The organism is Turicibacter sanguinis, from assembly GCF_013046825.1.
In the GTDB taxonomy this organism is placed as follows: domain Bacteria; phylum Bacillota_I; class Bacilli_A; order MOL361; family Turicibacteraceae; genus Turicibacter; species Turicibacter sanguinis.
The window spans coordinates 2,972,417-2,992,675 of record NZ_CP053187.1 but is presented as its reverse complement, the minus strand read 5'-3'; the positions used below and the strand labels follow the sequence as shown (position 1 = coordinate 2,992,675).

At 34.1% G+C, this 20,259-nt stretch carries 15 protein-coding genes; 13 read left to right on the top strand and 2 right to left on the bottom strand.

Features of this window, described 5'->3' with window-relative positions; translation table 11 throughout:
* The first annotated feature begins 1 nt into the window (after window position 1).
* Window positions 2–520 (top strand): spore maturation protein, encoded by a 519-nt coding sequence (locus HLK68_RS14445; RefSeq protein WP_006784543.1) that lies wholly within the window; start codon window positions 2–4, stop codon window positions 518–520.
* Window positions 521–683: 163 nt separating this feature from the next.
* Window positions 684–1,451 (top strand): pseudouridine synthase, encoded by a 768-nt coding sequence (locus HLK68_RS14440; protein WP_132942604.1) that lies wholly within the window; start codon window positions 684–686, stop codon window positions 1,449–1,451.
* 81 nt (window positions 1,452–1,532) lie between these two features.
* Here the strand turns inward: HLK68_RS14440 and HLK68_RS14435 are convergent, their stop codons facing one another.
* The gene (locus tag HLK68_RS14435) at window positions 1,533–1,766 is read right to left on the bottom strand and encodes a ferredoxin (RefSeq protein WP_006784018.1); all 234 of its coding nucleotides are present in this window, start codon (window positions 1,764–1,766) and stop codon (window positions 1,533–1,535) included.
* A gap of 227 nt (window positions 1,767–1,993) precedes the next feature.
* Here HLK68_RS14435 and HLK68_RS14430 point away from each other — a divergent pair, with 227 nt between their 5' ends.
* From HLK68_RS14430 to addA, 10 genes are all read left to right on the top strand, one after another.
* Complete coding sequence (locus tag HLK68_RS14430) at window positions 1,994–2,986, top strand: hypothetical protein (protein ID WP_006784019.1); 993 nt, start codon at window positions 1,994–1,996, stop codon at window positions 2,984–2,986.
* Window positions 2,987–3,137: 151 nt separating this feature from the next.
* Window positions 3,138–3,815, top strand: coding sequence for a (d)CMP kinase (cmk, locus tag HLK68_RS14425; protein ID WP_006784020.1), 678 nt, complete (start codon window positions 3,138–3,140; stop codon window positions 3,813–3,815).
* Window positions 3,802–5,481: a S1 RNA-binding domain-containing protein gene (locus HLK68_RS14420; RefSeq protein WP_006784021.1), complete on the top strand. Its 1,680-nt coding sequence runs from the start codon at window positions 3,802–3,804 to the stop codon at window positions 5,479–5,481. Before cmk ends, HLK68_RS14420 begins: the two co-directional genes overlap by 14 nt.
* A gap of 130 nt (window positions 5,482–5,611) precedes the next feature.
* Window positions 5,612–6,922, top strand: a complete 1,311-nt coding sequence (gene der / locus HLK68_RS14415; RefSeq protein ID WP_006784022.1) for a ribosome biogenesis GTPase Der — start codon at window positions 5,612–5,614, stop codon at window positions 6,920–6,922.
* A gap of 26 nt (window positions 6,923–6,948) precedes the next feature.
* Complete coding sequence (locus HLK68_RS14410; protein ID WP_132942605.1) at window positions 6,949–7,956, top strand: NAD(P)H-dependent glycerol-3-phosphate dehydrogenase; 1,008 nt, start codon at window positions 6,949–6,951, stop codon at window positions 7,954–7,956.
* 93 nt (window positions 7,957–8,049) lie between these two features.
* A complete protein-coding gene (locus HLK68_RS14405) occupies window positions 8,050–8,298 on the top strand; it encodes a stage VI sporulation protein F (protein WP_006784024.1) in 249 nt (82 codons plus the stop codon).
* 322 nt (window positions 8,299–8,620) lie between these two features.
* On the top strand, window positions 8,621–10,096 hold the full coding sequence (spoIVA, locus tag HLK68_RS14400) for a stage IV sporulation protein A (RefSeq protein WP_006784025.1): 1,476 nt from the start codon (window positions 8,621–8,623) through the stop codon (window positions 10,094–10,096).
* A 218-nt stretch (window positions 10,097–10,314) separates the two neighbouring features.
* Window positions 10,315–10,587: an HU family DNA-binding protein gene (locus HLK68_RS14395; protein ID WP_006784026.1), complete on the top strand. Its 273-nt coding sequence runs from the start codon at window positions 10,315–10,317 to the stop codon at window positions 10,585–10,587.
* Between the two features lie 135 nt (window positions 10,588–10,722).
* Complete coding sequence (addB, locus tag HLK68_RS14390) at window positions 10,723–14,289, top strand: helicase-exonuclease AddAB subunit AddB (RefSeq protein ID WP_132942606.1); 3,567 nt, start codon at window positions 10,723–10,725, stop codon at window positions 14,287–14,289.
* Window positions 14,270–17,866: a helicase-exonuclease AddAB subunit AddA gene (addA, locus tag HLK68_RS14385; protein ID WP_132942607.1), complete on the top strand. Its 3,597-nt coding sequence runs from the start codon at window positions 14,270–14,272 to the stop codon at window positions 17,864–17,866. Before addB ends, addA begins: the two co-directional genes overlap by 20 nt.
* 41 nt (window positions 17,867–17,907) lie before the next feature.
* Here addA and HLK68_RS14380 read toward each other — a convergent pair whose 3' ends face one another.
* Entirely contained in the window at window positions 17,908–19,176 is a 1,269-nt protein-coding gene (locus HLK68_RS14380) for an FtsW/RodA/SpoVE family cell cycle protein (protein WP_006784029.1), read from the bottom strand.
* 188 nt (window positions 19,177–19,364) lie between these two features.
* Between HLK68_RS14380 and HLK68_RS14375 the strand changes: the two genes are divergently transcribed.
* Window positions 19,365–20,225 carry a hypothetical protein gene (locus HLK68_RS14375; protein WP_132942608.1) on the top strand — a complete coding sequence of 287 codons (861 nt, stop codon included), beginning with the start codon at window positions 19,365–19,367 and terminating at the stop codon, window positions 20,223–20,225.
* Window positions 20,226–20,259 lie beyond the last annotated feature (34 nt).

Below are 20,259 nucleotides of genomic sequence, written 5' to 3'. Positions count from 1 at the left end.
GATGTCAGCGATTAGTGGTTATGTTTTACCTATTTTTTTGCTACTTGTTTTTTTAACGGCATTCATTAATAATACAAAGGCGTTTGACCATTTTGTTGAAGGTGCTAAAGAAGGGATGCAAACGACGATTCAACTTGTTCCAAACATCGTAGGAATGATTGTTGGGATTAAAGTTTTCTTAGCTTCTGGTATTGTGGAGGCGATTGCCAACGTCCTACAACCCGTTCTTGATTTTATTCATGTTGATGCGCATGTCCTTCCTTTAATGATTTTAAGACCCTTATCTGGATCGGCAGCTTTGAGTGTAACGACTGATTTAATCTCTATACATGGTCCGGATTCCTATTTAGGAAGATTGGCATCGGTTATGCAGGGTAGTACAGATACGACGATTTATATTATTACAGTTTATTTTGCAGCTGTTGGGCTATCTGAGATGAAGCATGCGATGAAGTTAGGATTAACAGCCGATTTAATAGGGTTTGCTGCATCCATTTTAGCTGTGTCTATTTTCTTTTGAATTTTGATAGAAAAAAGCCCTCATTTAATTTGGAGGGCTTTAAAATTTTAAAATCAAATCTCTCTAGGATTAAAGATTGATTTTTACTAATAATAAAGGTAAAATGAAATTTACGTGAAAATCGTCGAATTTACGTTAATCCATGATTGGAGGAGATTAGAAGATGGAACGATTACAAAAAGTTATTGCTCAAGCTGGAATTGCATCTCGTCGTAAGGCAGAGCAATTAATTCTTGATGGAAAAGTAACTGTTAATGATAAAGTGGTACGTGAACTAGGAACAAAAGTAACAGGTAAAGAAAAAATTGAAGTAGAGGGAGTTCCGCTTCAACGTGAGAAAAAAGTTTATTATGTTTTACATAAGCCTCGTGGATATGTAAGTACTGTCTCAGATGAGTTAGGACGTCGTACGGTTTCAGATTTCTTTGCTGATCGAGTTTCAGAGCGTGTTTATCCAGTTGGACGTTTAGATTACGATACTTCAGGTGTTTTATTAATGACTAATGACGGTGAGTTCGCCAATAAAATGATGCATCCGAGTGGTGAGATTGATAAAGTTTATCTAGCACGTGTCAAGGGAATTGTATTACCAGAAAATTTAAAGCCATTTGGTAAAGGAATTGAAATTGACGGATATAAAACAAAACCAGCTTCAGCTACGTTAGTTTCAGTTGATAAAAAGAACCAGTCCTCTCTTGTTAGATTGACGATTCATGAAGGTCGTTATCATCAAGTTAAAAAAATGTTTGATGCGATTGGATTCCCGGTGAAAAAATTACGTCGTGAACAATTTGGAACAATTGATGTTCAGGGATTAGCTGCAGGTGAATTTCGCCCTCTAACACCTCATGAAGTTAAAACCTTATTAACAGCTGCGAATAGCACACAAGTTAAGAAAAAATTAAAATTTAATAAGATGCGTCAATTTTAAAAATAAAAAAAGACTAGATTATCTAGTCTTTTTTTATTTTTTTTCATAATTTTTGTATATTACATACAATTTTTGGGAAGATTAATTGAAAGGTGAGTCTTGAACTTTAATAGCTTCTGTAGGACATCCTTCAGCTGCATCGATTAAATCAGCTTCTAAGTTGTCAGCAATTTCTTTAGTTCCAGTATTTGCATCACCTTCAAAGATGTTTTCAGCATAACCTTCATCATCATACCCAAAAATATCTGGGGCTACTGCTCCACAGGCACCACAAGCGATGCATTCATCTTTTGATACAATAGAAAATTTAGACATAGTTATGTCCCCCTTCAAAGGATTTTATTATATTATTTATAATTCTTTAGAATTACAAGATTATTATAAGCTGAAAAGATAAAAAAATTCAAATTTAATACTCAAATTAAAACAAAATTATGATATAATTAGCTAGTCTTATTGATTTTTTTACAAATAGCCAAAAAAAACGATAACTTTCTTATCGAATCCATATAAAAATAATGTCAAGAAGGAGTGTGAGTGAGGTGGAAAATAAGGCGGATTATGCTGAATTACGAAGATTATATTTTGGACATCGTGAAAACGATAGAACGCCATCTCATTCTAAAGTTTCAAATTATGAAACCGGAATAGATCAAACGATCGATGGTTTTTCATCTGATTTACATAATTTTTTAACCATCCATGAACATTCATCTGATGAAGAGCCAACGACAATGAGTGATAACGATGAGATGGGACCAAAGTCAGGATTAACTCAACGTTCGTCAGAATTAATTAATAATCTTTGTGATCGATATGGAAATCGGACTTATAATAAAATTACATCCATGATTAATAATGAGGATTTTAGTGAATGGGAGCAACTTGAAAAGGAACTTTTTGCATCTGAATTAAAGTTAAATCTTAATGATTTAGAAGAAACTACTGAGTCATTAACTTATGATGAAATCGTCAATGAACTAAATGAAATGACAACGGGGGATTTAGATGATGATTTAGATTACCTAGATGCTTTAGTTCAACATGATTATTCTCGTTTACGTAAATTTCAAACTGATCAAGAATGTCTGAGTTCTATTTTTAGTGAGATTCTTGAAAATGAGCAAAATTCTAACAAAAATTATGAAGATGATGTGTTTAATAAAAATATAGAATTAATTTTTAATTCGGATATTGATTTAGACAATCATGATTGGTCTGAAATTTCAGATCAGGCTAACTTGGGGAATGGGAATTTAGAAGAAACGATTCAACAGCTTAAGGAACAATGTCAATCACAGGATACAAAGAAAGAAATTCCAACGGGCGAATTAAAACAAGCAGATTTGAATGCTTTTTATTCAGAAAACAAATTAGCGTTAGAATCTTTGAATATGCACTTAGAATCTGAAGAGCACAATCAATCTAAAGGGGAGAAATCTACATCAGATTTATTAAGTAAAGGGTTAAAAGTTTATATTGGAATTACATTTTTTATACTCTTTGTTATTCTGATGGTCATCCTATTTAAATAATGATTTTACAATAAACTAAATGGTGTCTGTAAATTTGAGAGACTGTTTAGTTTATTTTTGTAAATAAAATGAATTAAAGGCAAAGATGCCTATTTTGATGTTGTTTAAGTTTTCAACATTGTGATAAAATAATGGTAGTCGAGGTGATATTATGGTTCGTTCTAAAGTAATTGCAATTGATGGACCAGCAGCAGCAGGTAAAAGTACAATTGCACAAAAAGTCGCAGAAATGTTAGGGTATGTTTATATCGATACCGGGGCAATGTACCGTGCGGTAACATTAAAAGCCTTAAATCAGAACATTGACGTACAAGATGAAGAAAAAATTGAAAAAATGTTAGAAGATACAACGATTCGATTAACAAATGATAAAAAAGTATATTTAGATGACGTTGATGTGACAGAGGCTATTCGTCAACCGATTGTTTCTCAAAATGTATCAGCGGTTTCAGCCCATAAAGTCGTTCGTGATGAATTAAAACGTCGTCAAATTGAGTATGCTAAAACAGCAAATGTTGTAATGGATGGGCGTGATATCGGGACTAATGTTTTACCAGATGCAGATTATAAAATTTTTATGACAGCTTCTGTAGAAGTTCGTGCTGAACGTCGTTATAAAGAAAATATTAAACGAAATATTCCATGTGATTTAGAAAGTTTAAAACAAGAAATTCAAACACGTGATGAGTTAGACTCAACTCGCAAACATTCTCCTTTATTAAAGGCCGAAGATGCGATTGAGGTTGATACTTCATATATGACAATTGAAGAAGTTATTAATACAATTATTAACATTGCAAAGGGCGGGGAAAATAATGAAGCAGTTTAATCAAGTTGATCATGAAGAAATGACAATGAATGATGTTTTAGAATTTACGAATTTTTCATTACCTTCAGTAAATGATATTGTTGAGGGTGTTGTGGTTCGTGTCTCTAATCAAGAAGTAACAGTAGATATTGGTGGAGCAACAGAAGGAACTATTTATTTAAATGAATTAACGTTAGATAAAGTAGAATCTGCTAAAGATGTTGTTAAAGTTGGAGATACTATTAAAGCAATGGCTAAAAAAGTAGATGATGAGCAAATTTTATTATCTCGTCGTGCATTACTTGAATACCAACGCTTCCAAGATTTAAAAGTAGCTTATGAAAAAGGTGAAACATTAGAAGGGAGAGTTATCCGCACGGTAAAAGGTGGTTTAATTGTTAATATCGGAATGGATGCTTTTTTACCAACTAACATGGTAGATGTCGATTTTGTAACAGATTTAGAACAATACGTTGGGCAAAAAATGCTAGTTCGTATTGTTGAATTCAATCCACGTAATAAACGCATTAAAGTCTCTCGTAAAATTGTCGTGGCAGAGCAATTAAAAGTGGCACGTGAAGATCAGTACTCTACTTTAGCTGTAGGAGATATCGTGACTGGAAAAGTCGTGCGTCTTGAAAAATTTGGAGCATTTGTTCGTTTTGGTGCTTTAGAAGGATTGGTTCATATTTCAGAAATTTCTCATCTACCAGTTGAAAAGGTAGAAGACGCCTTAACTGTTAATCAAGAGGTAAGTGCGAAAGTGATTAAAGTAGAAGGAACAAAAATTCAACTTTCAATTAAAGCTGTTTTACCGACACCATTTGAACAATTCGTACAAGTTCATCATGAAAATGAAGTGTTAGAAGGAACAGTGGTTCGTTTAACGGAATTTGGAGCATTTGTTGAGTTAGCTAAAGGGGTAGAAGGACTTGTTCATCTTTCAGAACTTTCTTGGGATCATAAAGCAAAACTTGAAGAAGTGGTGTCTGAAGGGCAAAAAGTTCAAGTGCGAATCATTTTATTAGATAAAAAACATAATCGTATTGGATTATCATTAAAAAAAGTAGAGCAAGATCCATGGCAAACATTTAGTCATAAAGTCGGAGATGTCATTTGTGGAACAGTGACGAATATGACTGATTTAGGGGCATTCATTAAGGTAGCACCATATATTGAGGGATTATGTCATTTTACTGAAGCTTCTTGGAATCCAAATAAAAAATTGGCCTCTTTAGTATCAGTTAATGAAGAAGTAGAAGTTAAAATTATTTCATTAGATGTGAAAAAACATCGTTTGGGATTATCATTACGTGCTGTGAAAGAAAATCCATGGAATACGGTAACTTTAAAAGTGGGAGACGTTATTACAGGAAAAGTGGAATCAATGAATGATCGTGGTGCATTTGTTGCGATTGAAGAAGATGTTATTGGTTTCTTACCGGCAAATCAAATTACTGAAAAACGAATTAATCGTGTAGAAGATGTGTTATCAGTTGGTGAAGTTGTTGAAGTTAAAGTGATGCGTTTTGAACCAAAACAAGCAAAACTTGAATTAAGCATTCGTCGTATTAAAGAAGATGCAGAACGTGAAGAGTTTAATAAGTACATGAAAGAACAGGAACAAGCGGAAACTGAAACACTTGGAGACTTATTCGGAGATGCCTTAAAGAACTTATTAAAATAATAAAAAAGGGGAAAATCCCCCCCTTTTTTTATTTCAAAACCAAATATGAAGTAAAATTTGACTAAGTCATTATAAAACTAATATAATATTAACGACTTAGTTATGTGTAAAGATGAAAGAAGGTGGCAACATGGTATTACCTGTAGTAGCAATCGTTGGTCGTCCTAATGTTGGAAAATCGACTATTTTTAATCGTATCGTAGGTTCACGTGTTTCAATTGTAGAAGATGAACCTGGAATCACAAGAGATCGTATTTATAGTAGCGGGGAATGGTTAACTCGCAAATTTAATGTCATTGATACAGGTGGAATTGAAATTGGTGATGAACCATTCATGCGCCAAATTAAGTATCAGGCTGAAATTGCAATGGATGAAGCAGATGTTATTGTATTTGTTACAAATGCTCGTGATGGAATTACTCAAGCCGATCAAGAAGTAGCAAATATGTTATATAAAACAAAAAAACCAGTCGTGTTGATTGTTAATAAAGTTGATGATATCAACTTTAAAGAACAAATTTATGAATTTTATTCACTAGGTCTTGGAGATCCAATTGCAACGTCAGCAATTCATGGGATTGGATTTGGTGATATGTTAGACCAAATCGTTTTAAATATGCCAGAGAAAAAAGGTATGGATTATGAAGAAGATGTCATTAAATTTAGTTTAATTGGACGTCCAAACGTGGGAAAATCTTCATTAACAAATGCTTTGTTAGGCGAAGAACGTGTGATTGTTAGTGATATCGCTGGAACGACTCGTGATGCAATTGATACTGAATTTACAAAAGATGGACAAAAATATGTTGTAATCGATACGGCCGGAATGCGTAAGCGTGGTAAGGTGTACGAAACAACTGAAAAATATAGTGTTTTACGTGCCTTAAGTGCTATTGAACGTAGTGATGTTTGTTTAATTGTTATTGATGCTTCTAAAGGATTAATTGAACAAGATAAACGTGTCGCTGGATATGCACACGAAGCTGGAAAAGCGGTTGTGATTGTTGTAAATAAATGGGATGCTATTGAAAAAGACGATAAAACAATGCGTGATTGGGAAGAATTAATCCGTACTGAAATGTCATTCTTAGATTATGCTCCAATTGTGTTCTTATCTGCTTTAACGAAAAAACGTCTACATACGTTATTTGAACCGTTAAATTTAGCGGCTGAAAATCATAAAAAACGTGTTGTGACTCATGTTTTAAATGATGTGATTATGGATGCAGTAGCCATGAATCCAACACCAACTCATAATGGTCAACGTTTACGTATCTACTATGCAACACAAGTATCAATTCAACCACCGACGTTTGTTATTTTCGTTAATGATCCAGAATTATTACACTTCTCATACAAACGTTATCTAGAAAATCGTTTACGTCAAGCTTTTGGATTTGAAGGAACACCGATTCATATTATTGCCAGAACACGCGATTAATGAATAATCGTTAGGAGGGTATAAAGATGACAAAATCAATCACAGTTGTAGGAGCTGGAAGTTGGGGAACAGCTTTAGCACAAGTCCTATGTGATAATGGACATGATGTTAAATTGTACGATTTAAATCAGGAAATTATTGATGATATCAATCAAAATCATCACAATTCTCGATTTTTTAAGGAGCTTATGTTACCTGACAATTTAAAGGGAACAACAAATTTAAGTGAAGCTTTAAAAGAGGCTGAGATGATTTTATTATCAGTCCCTACTAAAGTAATCCGTGCAGTTTTAAAAGAGATAAACGAAGTATTAGATCATCCAGTTGTTATTATTAATGCAAGTAAAGGAATTGAACCAGGAACCCATAAACGTGTTTCTGAGATTGTTCAAGAGGAAATTAATGCTAATCATTTAGTAGCATTTGTTGCTTTATCAGGGCCTTCACATGCTGAAGAAGTAATTGAACGTGCTGTAACGACTGTGACATGTGCTTCCACGGTTGTTGAATTAGCAAATGAAATCCAACTAATGTTCAATAATCATTATTTCCGTGTTTATCGTGTAGATGATTTAATTGGAGTTGAGGTTGGAGGTTCAATTAAGAATGTTATTGCATTAGCAGCTGGAATTATTGCTGGACTTGGTTATGGTGATAATGCTAAAGCGGCCTTAATTACACGTGGATTAGTTGAAATTAAACGATTAGGTGTTGCTGTTGGAGCAAATGAAGAAACATTTGGTGGTCTAAGTGGTCTAGGAGACTTAATTGTAACGTGTACTTCAGTTCATAGTCGTAACTGGCAGGCAGGTTATAAAATAGGAAGTGGATCAAATTTACAAGAAGCAATTGATAGTATGACCATGGTTGTTGAAGGAGTTCGTACTTGTCAAGCAACTTATGAATTAGCTCATGAACTTCAAATTGAAATGCCAATCGTTGAGACGGTTTATCAAGTTATTTTTAATAAACTAGAGCCAACACTTGCGATTTCACAATTAATGATGCGTGATATGAAGCCAGAATTTTATTAATAGGCAAAAATCATCACAATTTTAAATTAAATAGTGACAAATTCCCTCCTTGAGTCATATGCTATATTGAAAATGACTTGAGGAGGTTTTAATATGTTTGATAATATTTTTGGGAAATTTGGGAAAGATGTAAATGTAAAGCAAGATGATCTTTTTAATATTGCATCTGAGGCTTCACAAATGGATTTGAAAAATGAACAACAAGTTCGAGCATTGATTGGAAGTGTAGCAGCAATGGTTGGACGAAAAGTTGATCCTGCTATTGAAGATCAATTAACTAAAATGATTATTAACGGGGAAGTTCCAACAGATATGAATGAGTTATTAAAAATGATGATGTAATCATCATTGAGAAATCTAAATGTATTAAAGGGTTGATTTTAAGGTTTGAGTAAATGTCCTAGCGAAAGCTAGGATATTTTTTTATTTCAAATTAAAAGAAGTTATCATATATTGAGATAGCTCTTGCATATAATTCGAAGAAAACACAGACAAGCTACGCTTTCATTTACTGTTGTTAGTGTAGTTTTATGGCAATAATTCCATGGATTAATAAGGCCTACAGTAAAAAAATTAAAGTTTTATCAAAATTCTCTCATAAAGTAGGGGATAAGCATCATACATTGATATTGACAAAATACAAGTGAAAATGGAGGTTTACTATATGGAAACAAATGAACTGATGAGAGACGTCTTTGCTCGTACGAATGGCGAATTCTATCTCGGCGTAGTAGGGGCGGTTCGTACAGGAAAATCAACATTCATCAAGAAATTTATGGAATCTTTAGTTATTCCACTAGTTGAAGATGAAAATGAAAAGAAACGCATGATAGATGAATTACCACAAAGTGCGAATGGTAAAACTATTATGACAACAGAACCAAAATTTGTTCCAGCACAGGCTGTTAATGTAACAGTTGAAGGAGAGGTAAGTGCGAATATTCGCTTAATTGATTGTGTTGGATATGTCATTCCAAGTGCGATTGGATATGAAACGGATGAAGGACCACGTATGGTGAATACACCATGGTATGATGAACCAATTCCATTTGTAGAGGCAGCAGCAATCGGAACACAAAAAGTTATTGAAGATCACTCGCATATTGGAATCGTTATGACAACGGATGGTTCGATTGGAAACTTTAATCGCGATGATTACTTAGAGGCTGAACAGTTAGTCATTGAACAATTAAAGGCAATTAATAAACCGTTTATTGTGATTTTAAATACGACTCATCCAAAAACTGATGATGTACAAGAATTGAGAAATCAATTACAAGATGAGTATGGTGTTCCAGTATTACCTCTAAGTGTTGAAAATATGACGAAAAAAGATATTTATAGTGTCTTAACAGAGGCTTTATATGAATTCCCAGTTTCAGAACTTGATATTAAATTACCAAGCTGGGTTGATGCATTAAGTGATGATAATTGGTTAAAAGCACGCTTCTTAAAATTAATTAATCAAAGTACAAATGAATTCTACAAGCTTCGTGATATTAATTACTTAGCTGATGAATTAAAAGCAGAAGATATTGTTGAGGATTGTTTTATCAGTGCTTTAGATGCTGGTGTAGGGTTAGCAGAGCTTGAAATTAAGGTTCCAGATCAATTATATGATCAAATTTTAACAGAATTAGTTGGACCAATTAAAGATAAAGCAGATTTAATGTTCTTATTACAAGATTATGCAAATATTAAAAAGGAATATGAACCTATTGCATCTGCACTTAAGATGGTTAAACAAGTTGGATATGGAATTGCAACTCCATCAATCGAAGATATGACACTTAGTGAGCCAACCGTTGTAAAACAAGGAGCACGCTATGGAGTTCGTTTAAAAGCTATTGCACCATCTATTCATATGATTCGTGTCGATGTTGAGTCAGTATTTGAACCAATCATCGGAACAGAACAACAAAGTAAAGATTTAATTGACTTTATTATGAAAGATTCTGCTGATAATCCATTAGCAATCTGGTCTACTGAAATCTTTGGTCGTTGTTTAAGTGATATTGTACGCGATGGTATTTCAGCAAAATTATATTCAATGCCAGAAAATGCACGCTTTAAATTACAAGATACATTAATTAAAATTGTAAACCAAGGTAATGGTGGATTAATTGCCATTATGCTTTAAAATAAGCCGAAAAAGTCTCTTATTGATTTACTTCAAAAGAGGCTTTTCTCATTTTTGAAGCGATTTTTTATAAAATATTAATTTAGATGAAAAAAAGCGAAGTAAATTGCCTAAAATAGTGTTGTCTCAACAAAATATTCAAATAAATGTTTGCAACCATAAAACGGGTGTGGTAAACTTTTACTTGCAAAGAAATGTCTTAGGAGGTATTGATTTTTATGAACCGTTCTCAATTAGTAGATAAAATCGCTGAAAAAGCTGAGTTAACTAAAAAAGATGCAGATAAATTCTTAAGTGCTTATATTGAAGCAGTAACTGAAGCGTTACAAGCAGATGACAAAGTAGCATTAGTAGGATTCGGAACGTTTGAAGTACGTGAGCGTGCTGCACGTCAAGGACGTAACTTACATACTGGAGAAACAATCGAAATCGAAGCTAGCAAATATCCTGCTTTCAAAGCTGGTAAAGCTTTAAAAGACGCTTTAAAATAAGCCTTTTAGATATAAATCAAGACAACTCGCATTTTTACGAGTTGTCTTTTTATTTTAAATAATGACTTTCATTAAATAAGATGCCATAATAAAGAGGATATCGATTGATTAGTTTAATTAAAGAAGGTGAAAGAGATGAGTATTCGTTTTATTTTAGGGCGATCAGGTGTTGGAAAAACAAGACTTGTTTTAAATGAAATTAAGGCAGCTTGTGATGAGCTTCCACAAGGAGATCCTATTTTTGTTATTGCACCTGATCAGATGACGTTTCATTTAGAATATCAACTTTTAAAACAAAGTCAGTATCCTAGTTTAATGAGGGTACAGGGATTAAGTTTTAATCGTTTTGCATATCGTATTTTACAGGAAACGGGTGGTTTGAGTCGCTATCATTTGAACCAAGTTGGATTGGCGCTGTTGTTGCAAAAAGTCATGAATGAAAAAAAAGATCAGCTATCATTATTTCCGTTTTATGCAAACAAACCTGGTTTCATTTCAAAAGTAAGTGAGATGATTGCGGAGTTTAAAAATTATTGTGTGACACCGAATCAATTATTTCAAACCATTCAAACACAACAAGAGATTTCGAATTGGTCGGTTCAATCCGTAAAAAAAATTAATGATATTGCTATTTTATATGATGAGTTTGAAAAATTATCATTAGGTCGATATTTGATGACAGAAGATTATTATACGTTGTTGAGTGAGCAAATCGCTTATTCCTCAACCATTGCTAATAGTGATTTTTATATTGATGGCTATCATTTATTTAATAAGCAAGAAGAATTAATTTTATTGCAATTGATGAAGTACGCGAAATCTGTCACTATTGTGTTAACACATGATTTAAATTCAACTAGCTCTGTTTTTTCTTTGCCATCTCGTACCTATTCTAAATTAGCTTCGCAACTAGAAGAAATGGGATTAAATTATGAAATTCAAGAACTAACAGAGGGGAATCATCGTTTTAAATCAGACACTGCCTTAGCTCATCTAGAAAAACAATTTATGCAGTTTCCGACGGTTAAAAGTGAAGCAAAAGGCGTCCATTTTTTCCAAGCAGCGAATAGCCGACTCGAAGTTGAAGAAGTAGCAAAACGAATTCATCACTTGATTCATAAAGAGGGTTATGCATTTAATGATATTGCCATTTATACGGCACAATCAGAGGAGTATCAAGAACTGATTGCCTCTATTTTCCCTAAATTTGAGATTCCAGTCTTTTTAGATTATAAAGAATCTATGTTGATTCACCCTCTAATGGTGTTACTTTATCATGTCTTTGATGTCATGATGAATGGATGGCGTCATGAATCGATGTTTATGATCATTAAAACGGGACTTTTTATGGATGTAAGTCAGATAAAAAAACAACAATCCTTTTACGAAGCGTTTCAGGCTTATCAACGTCAAGTTGATGTGCTAGAAAACTATTGTTTAGCTCGTCAGATTAAAAAACAAGACTGGCAACAAAAAGATGATTGGGTGTATGAGAAGTATCAAGGACTTGGCAGAGGGTATGTGAAAACGGATGATGACTTAGCAGTTGAAGACTTATTAAATACTTTAAAAAAGCAGATTTCTAGTTTGTTAACATCATTTGAGAAAAAATTAAAAAAAGCTAAAACCTATAAGGAGTTTGCCGTTGCGACCTTTACCTTCTTAGAAGAAGCCCAAATTCCACAAAAGCTAGCACTACTTGAGTCAAGTGCTGAAGAGACGCAGCATTTAAAGTTACTTAAACAGCATCAACAAGTTTGGAATAAAGTGCTTGAGCTATTTGAGCAACTCGTTGAAATTGGACAAGAAGAAGCGGTTAGTCTAGAAAATTTTGCAACGGTCTTTAAAGCAGGACTTGAAGAAATGTCTTATGCGACTGTTCCACCACGACTTGATCAAGTTTCAGTTGGCGAATTAAGACGTGCCCGTTATCAATTAGTTACGGATTTAGGTGAAGCAGGACAGTATGGAATTAAGCATGCGTTTGTTCTTGGCGTGAATGAGGGGCAAATTCCGAGTGTTATGGGAGAGAGTAGTCTCTTAAGTGAAGTAGAACGTGAACAATTAAAAGAGTTAGGCATTGAACTAGCACCTAGTCTTGAGCAAAGTCAACAAGATGAACAGTTTATCCTATATACCGTGTTTACCTCACCTAAACAAACGTTAACACTTTCTTATGTGAGCAGTAATGATGAAGGGAAAGAGTTTTTACCTTCATACGTTTATAATCAATTAAAAGAAATGTTCCCGCTTTCACAAGAGGCGCACATTGGTCGTGAATTTGATGACGATTTATATGAACAACTAACGACATTGAATCAATCAGTTGCTCATTTATTAGCGCATCTCAAACAAAATCCAGCGTATCGTTCTTACTATGAACCATTATTAGCGTATTACAAGGAACATAATCCATTGATTTATCAAATGGTTATGAGAATTTTAGGATATGAAAATGAGGTAACTAATTTAGATGAAGTGTTGACGAAAAAACTTTATAGTGAAGAAATTGTGGCGAGTGTTTCAAGACTGGAGTTGTTTAACCAGTGTGAATTCGCTCATTATTTACGCTATGGATTACAATTAAAAGATCGAGAACGTTATCAACTTGATTTACCGCATATTGGTGAGCTTTATCATGAGGCATTAAAACGCATTGCCACAATGATTCAAAAGGAGAATCGAACATTTGCTGATTTAACGCAAGATGAGTGTCAGACACTTGCTAAAATGGTGTCAGATGAGTTGAGTGAACAGTTGTTATATAAGATTTTAAAACAAAATAAACGTATGATGAAGTTAACGGAGCGATTGACTCATGTTGTTTATAAGACGTTAATTGGACTCAAGTATCAAAGTAGCCAAAGTGAGTTTAAGCCGATGTTTTTTGAGTTGCCATTCCAAACTGGAAAATCAAATGGAATTCACATCGATTCACGCCCGATTGGAAAAGGATTTAAATTATCATTAAAAGGAATTATTGACCGTGTTGATGTTGCTAAATCAAAAGATGAATCGCAAGCTTATTTAAGAATTGTCGATTATAAATCGAGTCAACAAGATTTAGAGCTTGATAAGGTCTATTATGGTTTGAGTTTACAGCTATTAACGTATTTAGATGTCGTGGTCACGAATGCCCTGCAATTAATTGACATGCCAGCAGAAGTCGGAGGACTCTTGTACTTCCATGTTCATCGCCCCATTATTTCAAAAGACGATCAAGATTTATTAAGAGATGTGGCGTTAGAAGAGCAAATATTAAGGCTACATCAAGAGGATTTTAAAATGAAAGGTTATTTACCGGATGATTATGACGTGGTGACACTCAGTGATCATCGAATAACGGATCGCTTAAAAAGTGATGTCGTCCCTATTACGCTAAAAAAAGATGGAAGTTTTTCAAGTCGTGGGACATCGACGTTATCTCCGGCTGAACTTTCGATGTTACGAAATTATACGAATCAAACCATTGAACGTGCCGCGACGAAAATTACGCAAGGTTCTCTTCAGATTAATCCAAGTCATCATGGCGATCGTAAAGCATGTGATTTTTGTTCTTATCGAGGGGTGTGCCAATTTGATATTGATTTTCTCGGAAATCAACCACGTATCTTAGCTAAAATGAAAAAAGAAAATGCATTAGAGGCGATTAAATGTCAACTAGAGGAAGGAGGAGATCAAGATGAATCAAGTACCCATTAAACCGCTGGAGGCGACTTGGAATGATGAACAATGGGAAGCTATTTATCGAAAAGGCGAAGATTTATTAATTTCAGCTGGGGCAGGTTCAGGAAAAACGGCTGTACTCGTGGAACGAATGATTCAAAAAATTATTCAAGAGAAACTAAATATTGATGAATTACTTGTCATGACCTTTACAGAGGCAGCAGCTGCTGAAATGAAACAACGTATGCGTTCACGCATTCAAGATGAGTTAGAAAAGCAACCAGATAATGAACATTTAAAGGTCCAATTAAATAAAATTTCTCAGTCTCATATTTCAACGTTTCATGCCTTTTGTAATAAGTTAATTAAACGTTACTATTATTTATTAGAACTCGATCCTGTGTTTAAGATTGCCGATGATATTGAAGTCGGGATTATTCAAGATGAGGTGGTTGAATCGTTATTTGATGACTTATCAGATGATGAGGATGAGTCTTATTTGCTGTTGAGTCGTCAGTTTAATAATGATCGCAATGATGAGAATTTAAAAGTCATGTTACTTAAAATTTACGAATTGGCACGTTCTAATCCTGAAATGATTCAGTGGTTAGAGAATTTACCTCACCTATATCAGTGGGATGAGCAAGATCTAATGTCATGGATTCATTATGATAAAATTTTAAAAGTCATAACTCCAAGTCTTAATGAAGCAGTATTAGATTTAGAAAAAGCAAAAGAATATGCGACTTACTCACAAATGACGGAGAAATTACATAAATACGCAACAGATGTATATTTTCAAGATTTAGAGTATGTCAATCGTTTAAAGGATGCCATGAACTCATCATATGAAGCGCTACGCGAGGCTTTTATGAATACAACGCTTTCGAGATTTCCTTCAGCACCTAAGAAAGATTTTGATGAAGAGATGAACACGATTTGTAAAGAGGCGCGTGATTCTTTTAAAAAACGAATTGAGAAAATAAAGGAAAAATATTTAACGTACTCGAATGAAACGCATTTGATTCATTTTAAAAAGAGTCAAGAAGTGGTAGAAGCATTAGCGAAAATGGTTCTTCTATTTCATGAGCGTTTTAGCGAAGCGAAATTAAAACGACAATTACTTGATTTTTCTGATTTAGAGTGGTATACGCTTCGGTTGTTAATCCAAGATGGACAAGCAACTGCGGTAGCATTTGATATTCATGCTCAATTTAAGGAGATTATGATTGATGAGTATCAAGATACTAATTTCATGCAAGAATCGATTGTTCAGGCGATTGCCAAGATTAAGTCACCTGAAATTCCAATTTTCATGGTAGGGGATGTCAAGCAGTCGATTTATCGATTCCGACTCGCAGAACCAAGTATTTTTCAAGGAAAATATACGATGTTCTCTGATGGAAATGGAAAAGGTCATAAAATTGATTTAATGAAAAACTATCGTTCTCATCAGCAAGTGATTGATTCAACGAATTATATTTTTAAGCAGTTAATGGATGAGCCGGTGGGTGAAATTAATTATGATGAAGCGGCAATGCTTCGACTTGGCGTGTTAGGTGAAGTGAATGATCCATTTAACCAAAATGAAGTACATTTGATTGATAAATTGCAAGTCACAGATGATGAAACGGATTTAAGTACCGTTGAACTTGAAGCGCATCACATTGCGAGAACAATTAAGCGTTGGATGGATTCTAAACAAGAAGTATATGATCGAAAATTAGGTCGCATGCGTCTTTTAACTTATCAAGATATTGTGATTTTAATGCGATCGTTAAGCAGTGTGACAACGTTTCAAGATGTTTTTCGTCAATATCATATTCCGCTGTTTACCGAACAAAATACCGATTTGTTTGATTCAATTGAAATTATTAATATGGTTTCTTGTTTAAAAGTCATTGATAACCCTTATCAAGATATTCCTTTGGTTGGCCTGATGCGATCACCGTTATTTTTCTTTAATGAGCGTGAATTGTCACTCATCAAAGTTTCAAGTAAAGCTTCATCCTTTTATGAACTCGTCCAATTTTATCAAAATCACGGAGAGGATGAGTTTTTAAAACAAAAAACAAAGCGTTTTGTTGAGATATTAGAACGTTGGCGTTTCGAAGCGAAAACACAATCGCTAGCAAGTTTGATCACCCTTATTTATGAACAAACGCTTTATTATGAGTTTGTGATGGGACTTCCACATGGTTATTTAAGAAAGGCAAATTTAGATGTTTTTGTCGATAAGGCACGCCATTATGAGTCGAGCACTAAAAAAGGTTTATATGGATTTGTTAATTATATCGATCGAATGCAAGCTCTTGGAAAACATTTTGGAAAAGCTAAAACGGTCACAGCGAATGAAGATGTTGTTCGAATTATGTCTATTCATAAATCAAAAGGGCTTGAATTTCCTGTTGTGTTTATTTCTCAAATTCAAAAGAAATTTAATGTTCAGGACGAAAAAGGAAATTATATTTTACATAAAAAGTATGGAGTAGCAGTCAAGTACATTGATTCGCAGTTAAGCTTTACTCAAAAAACAATTGCTCAAAATGTGGTAGCAAGCCTCATTCATCGAGAAATGTTAGCAGAAGAAATGCGTCTTTTATATGTGGCCATGACACGTGCTAAATCTAAGCTTTTATTTACAGGAGTTTTTGAGGTTGAGAAAAAGCTCGCTTCTTTAAAAGAAGTCATCACTGAATCGGGTGTGAGGTTACCAGATTCGTATCGATTAAAAGCAGTTAATTATGCTGATTGGATTTTACCAGCTATTTTAAAGCATCCAGATAACCAAGAGATCGTGGCGACCTATTTAGGGGTAACACCGACTTGTTTAGAAGATGCTAGTTCATGGAAAATAGAAATATTCTCCCAACAACAGGAGCTTGAACAATCGATGAAGGTAGAAGAGTCATTAGCTAAACAACCCCCTGTTATTGATTTTGAAAAAATTTTTTCAACGCGTTATGAGCATCAGGAACTAGTTGAGATTAACGCAAAGCAATCTGTTTCACAGCGCAAACTGGCTGAGGAAACACCTATGTTTAAAGGGATTCCTGAGCTTAGACCACAAGTGGCTTATGATCGGCCATCATTTATGAGAGAAAAGAAAATTAGTGGAGCTGAAGCGGGAACCGCATTGCATCAATTTATGCAGCATTTACCGGTGATGAAAAATCATACGTTAGAAAGTTTACAGCAAGTCAAAGAACGAGTGATTGAAAAGGAAATGATGACCGAGGAGATGAGTAGTCGAATTGATCTAGGGCAAGTGCTAGAGTTTACTAAAAGTCCTCTTTATGAAAAAATTATAACAGCGTTATCAGTTAAAAAAGAGGTTCCATTTATGACGTTAGTAAAGGTGGATGAGCATGAACAGTCTCAAATCTTACTTCAAGGGGTCATTGACTTATTAGCAGAATTTGAAGATGAAGTCTATATCGTGGATTATAAAACCGACTATATTCGTGACTTTGAGGTACAACAACAAGAACTAAAACAAAGATACGAAACACAAATGAAATACTATTCTAAAGCGATTAAAGAAATATTCCCAACTAAAAAAGTAAGTTGTCATGTTTATTTCTTAAAAGTATCGCAGTGTCTCGTTTATTAAAGATAAGAAAAGGACATCTCCCAATTGGGAAATGTCCTTTTCTAATCGACTTTTGCATTATCTTTAATATAAGCTTTTGTTTTTAAGTAAAGTGTCCGTTCGTGGTAATCTACTTCAGAGTGCTTTAATTTCATTCCTTCAATATGACTACTTAAAATGAGACCAAATAAAATCATATAAGAGAGTAATGAACTTCCCCCATAACTGATAAACGGAAGCGTTACCCCTGTAATGGGAAGCATCCCAATCGTCATCCCAATATTTTGAATTTGTTGGAAGAATAACATTCCAAAAATTCCAACGCATAAGTAACTATTGTAATGACCACGATTCAGTGTTGCCGTATTGAGAATTTCAAAATCAAATAAACCACATAAAATCACCGTAATTAAAGTTCCAATTAATCCAAAGTCCATTCCGATAACGGCAAAAATGAAATCAGTGTGGGCTTCAGGGAAGTAAGTGGTTAAGCTTTGGAATCCGTTTCCAATTAGATGACCCGATCCAATGGCAAGTAATCCTTTTGCTAATTGGTTTCCTGCTCCTTGAATCGTTCCAAATGGATCAAACCATCCAAAGAAACGACTTAATTTATAAGCTTGAATTCCAAGAACATTTGTTAAAAAGTCTGGGAAAACTCCGACTGCTAGAATAAAGATTGTAATACCGACCATAGCGATTGAACCAACGATAAAGATATATCGCCACTTAATTCCTGAAGAAAAAATCATGAGTGCGACGAAGAATAAAATAATCATCGTAACACCAGAATCCGGCTGTTCAAAAATTAAAAAAGCTGGTGGCACAATAGCTGCTCCAATTTTTAGAAGAAGTAAAAAATCTGTTTTGACGGTACGCTTTAAATGGGGATAAAACTCGTTGTGTTTTTGAATGATATCGGCTACAACGAGTGCGAGCGCAATTTTCATAAATTCTGATGGCTGTAAAGTTCCGATACCAGGTAAGATGTACCAGCAGGTTGCCCCATTAATATTTTTAGCAAACGGAACATTCATAATGCCTTTTTCGTGAATAAAAAGTCCGAATAGTAAAATCATTACAAATCCATATAACCACCATCTCAAAGCTCGAATTCGATCCGTTCCAATGATGATGATGATAAAGGTTAGGATAAATCCAATGCCATAAAACAATCCTTGCCTCATGGCATAATCTGATGCTCCGTACTGGATTTCAGTCAACGGTGCAGAGGAAGTAATGGCAACCAGACTAATTCCGATAATAAGAAGTAAATAGACAATAATTGGATTATAAAATAAAATCTTAAATTTATTTAAAATATCTTTCATTTAATCACCTGACTTTAAAAGCTATATGTTCATTCTATCAGATAATAACAAGATTGATAAGTAAATGTAGTAAAATGTTTGGATTATTTAAAACTTATCATTTCTCATGAAGTCGAATAGGAGAGCGATTCACCTAAACCTAAAATGTGCATAAGTTATATTATGACGAACGAAAGAGGAGGATTAAAATGCCTAAAAAAGTCGAAAAAGAACCGTTATTATTTGTGGATACTGGTTATCTAGGATGTTTTGTCAGTGAGCAAAGTTATTTTAAAACCCCTACAGAAAAACCAAATAATGTATCAAATCCTGATTATGTTCATAATTATGCAAGTACAGATTTTTTTGATTTTGATCAGTTTACAGTTTCTCACGATGAAAGTGCTAAAAAGGTCGAAAAATTACAAGTGAGTGATGAAGTAGAAGATGATGAGTATGAACGCGTCGATATTTTAGTCGATGAAACAGATGATCATCTTCAAGAGCAAGAGGAAACAGTTGGTTTAATGAATAATGTTAAAGTTGAAGAAACAGAGGGATTTGATGATGAAAACAATATTACGATTGAAGAGATAGAAGTGGATTCCTCTGAGACTAACACACATACTGAAGCGGTAGAGGTTAAAGTGCCAGTAACTAATATGGTAAGTGAAGAAATAGAAGTTGATGCAAAAGCGACTAATACGTTAGGTGAAGAAGTAGAAGTTGATGCAAAAGCGACTGAGACGTTAAGTAAAGAAGTAATAAATGGAGAAGGGTTAGAGGAGAAACAGGAGGTAGATGTCGACAACTCTGATGATGAGGTAGAAGAAACAGTCGAACCAATGGATGAAAAGCAACGGGAATTATTATTGTTCATCCGTGATTTAACCAATCGTCCCACTTCGATGAAAGCCCCAATTGTACAAATCGTCAAAAAAGATGGAACACTTAAGTCTGGAATTTTGAATTTAGCAAATGAAACAACGGTTAGTATTGATAATTTGATGAATAAAGTGGAAGAAATTCCAATTTCATCTATTGAAGGGATTAGAATCTTACATATGTAACGATTTAGGACCTCTTTTATAAGCGGGTAAGATG

Coding starts and splice junctions, on each gene's coding strand:
- HLK68_RS14435 (WP_006784018.1), bottom strand. CDS start 1,766: ATGTCTAAATTTTCTATTGTATCAAAAGATGAATGCATCGCTTGTGGT.
- addA (WP_132942607.1), top strand. CDS start 14,270: ATGAATCAAGTACCCATTAAACCGCTGGAGGCGACTTGGAATGATGAA.
- HLK68_RS14445 (WP_006784543.1), top strand. CDS start 2: ATGTCAGCGATTAGTGGTTATGTTTTACCTATTTTTTTGCTACTTGTT.
- HLK68_RS14395 (WP_006784026.1), top strand. CDS start 10,315: ATGAACCGTTCTCAATTAGTAGATAAAATCGCTGAAAAAGCTGAGTTA.
- HLK68_RS14440 (WP_132942604.1), top strand. CDS start 684: ATGGAACGATTACAAAAAGTTATTGCTCAAGCTGGAATTGCATCTCGT.
- spoIVA (WP_006784025.1), top strand. CDS start 8,621: ATGGAAACAAATGAACTGATGAGAGACGTCTTTGCTCGTACGAATGGC.
- HLK68_RS14410 (WP_132942605.1), top strand. CDS start 6,949: ATGACAAAATCAATCACAGTTGTAGGAGCTGGAAGTTGGGGAACAGCT.
- addB (WP_132942606.1), top strand. CDS start 10,723: ATGAGTATTCGTTTTATTTTAGGGCGATCAGGTGTTGGAAAAACAAGA.
- HLK68_RS14375 (WP_132942608.1), top strand. CDS start 19,365: ATGCCTAAAAAAGTCGAAAAAGAACCGTTATTATTTGTGGATACTGGT.
- HLK68_RS14380 (WP_006784029.1), bottom strand. CDS start 19,176: ATGAAAGATATTTTAAATAAATTTAAGATTTTATTTTATAATCCAATT.
- cmk (WP_006784020.1), top strand. CDS start 3,138: ATGGTTCGTTCTAAAGTAATTGCAATTGATGGACCAGCAGCAGCAGGT.
- HLK68_RS14420 (WP_006784021.1), top strand. CDS start 3,802: ATGAAGCAGTTTAATCAAGTTGATCATGAAGAAATGACAATGAATGAT.
- der (WP_006784022.1), top strand. CDS start 5,612: ATGGTATTACCTGTAGTAGCAATCGTTGGTCGTCCTAATGTTGGAAAA.
- HLK68_RS14405 (WP_006784024.1), top strand. CDS start 8,050: ATGTTTGATAATATTTTTGGGAAATTTGGGAAAGATGTAAATGTAAAG.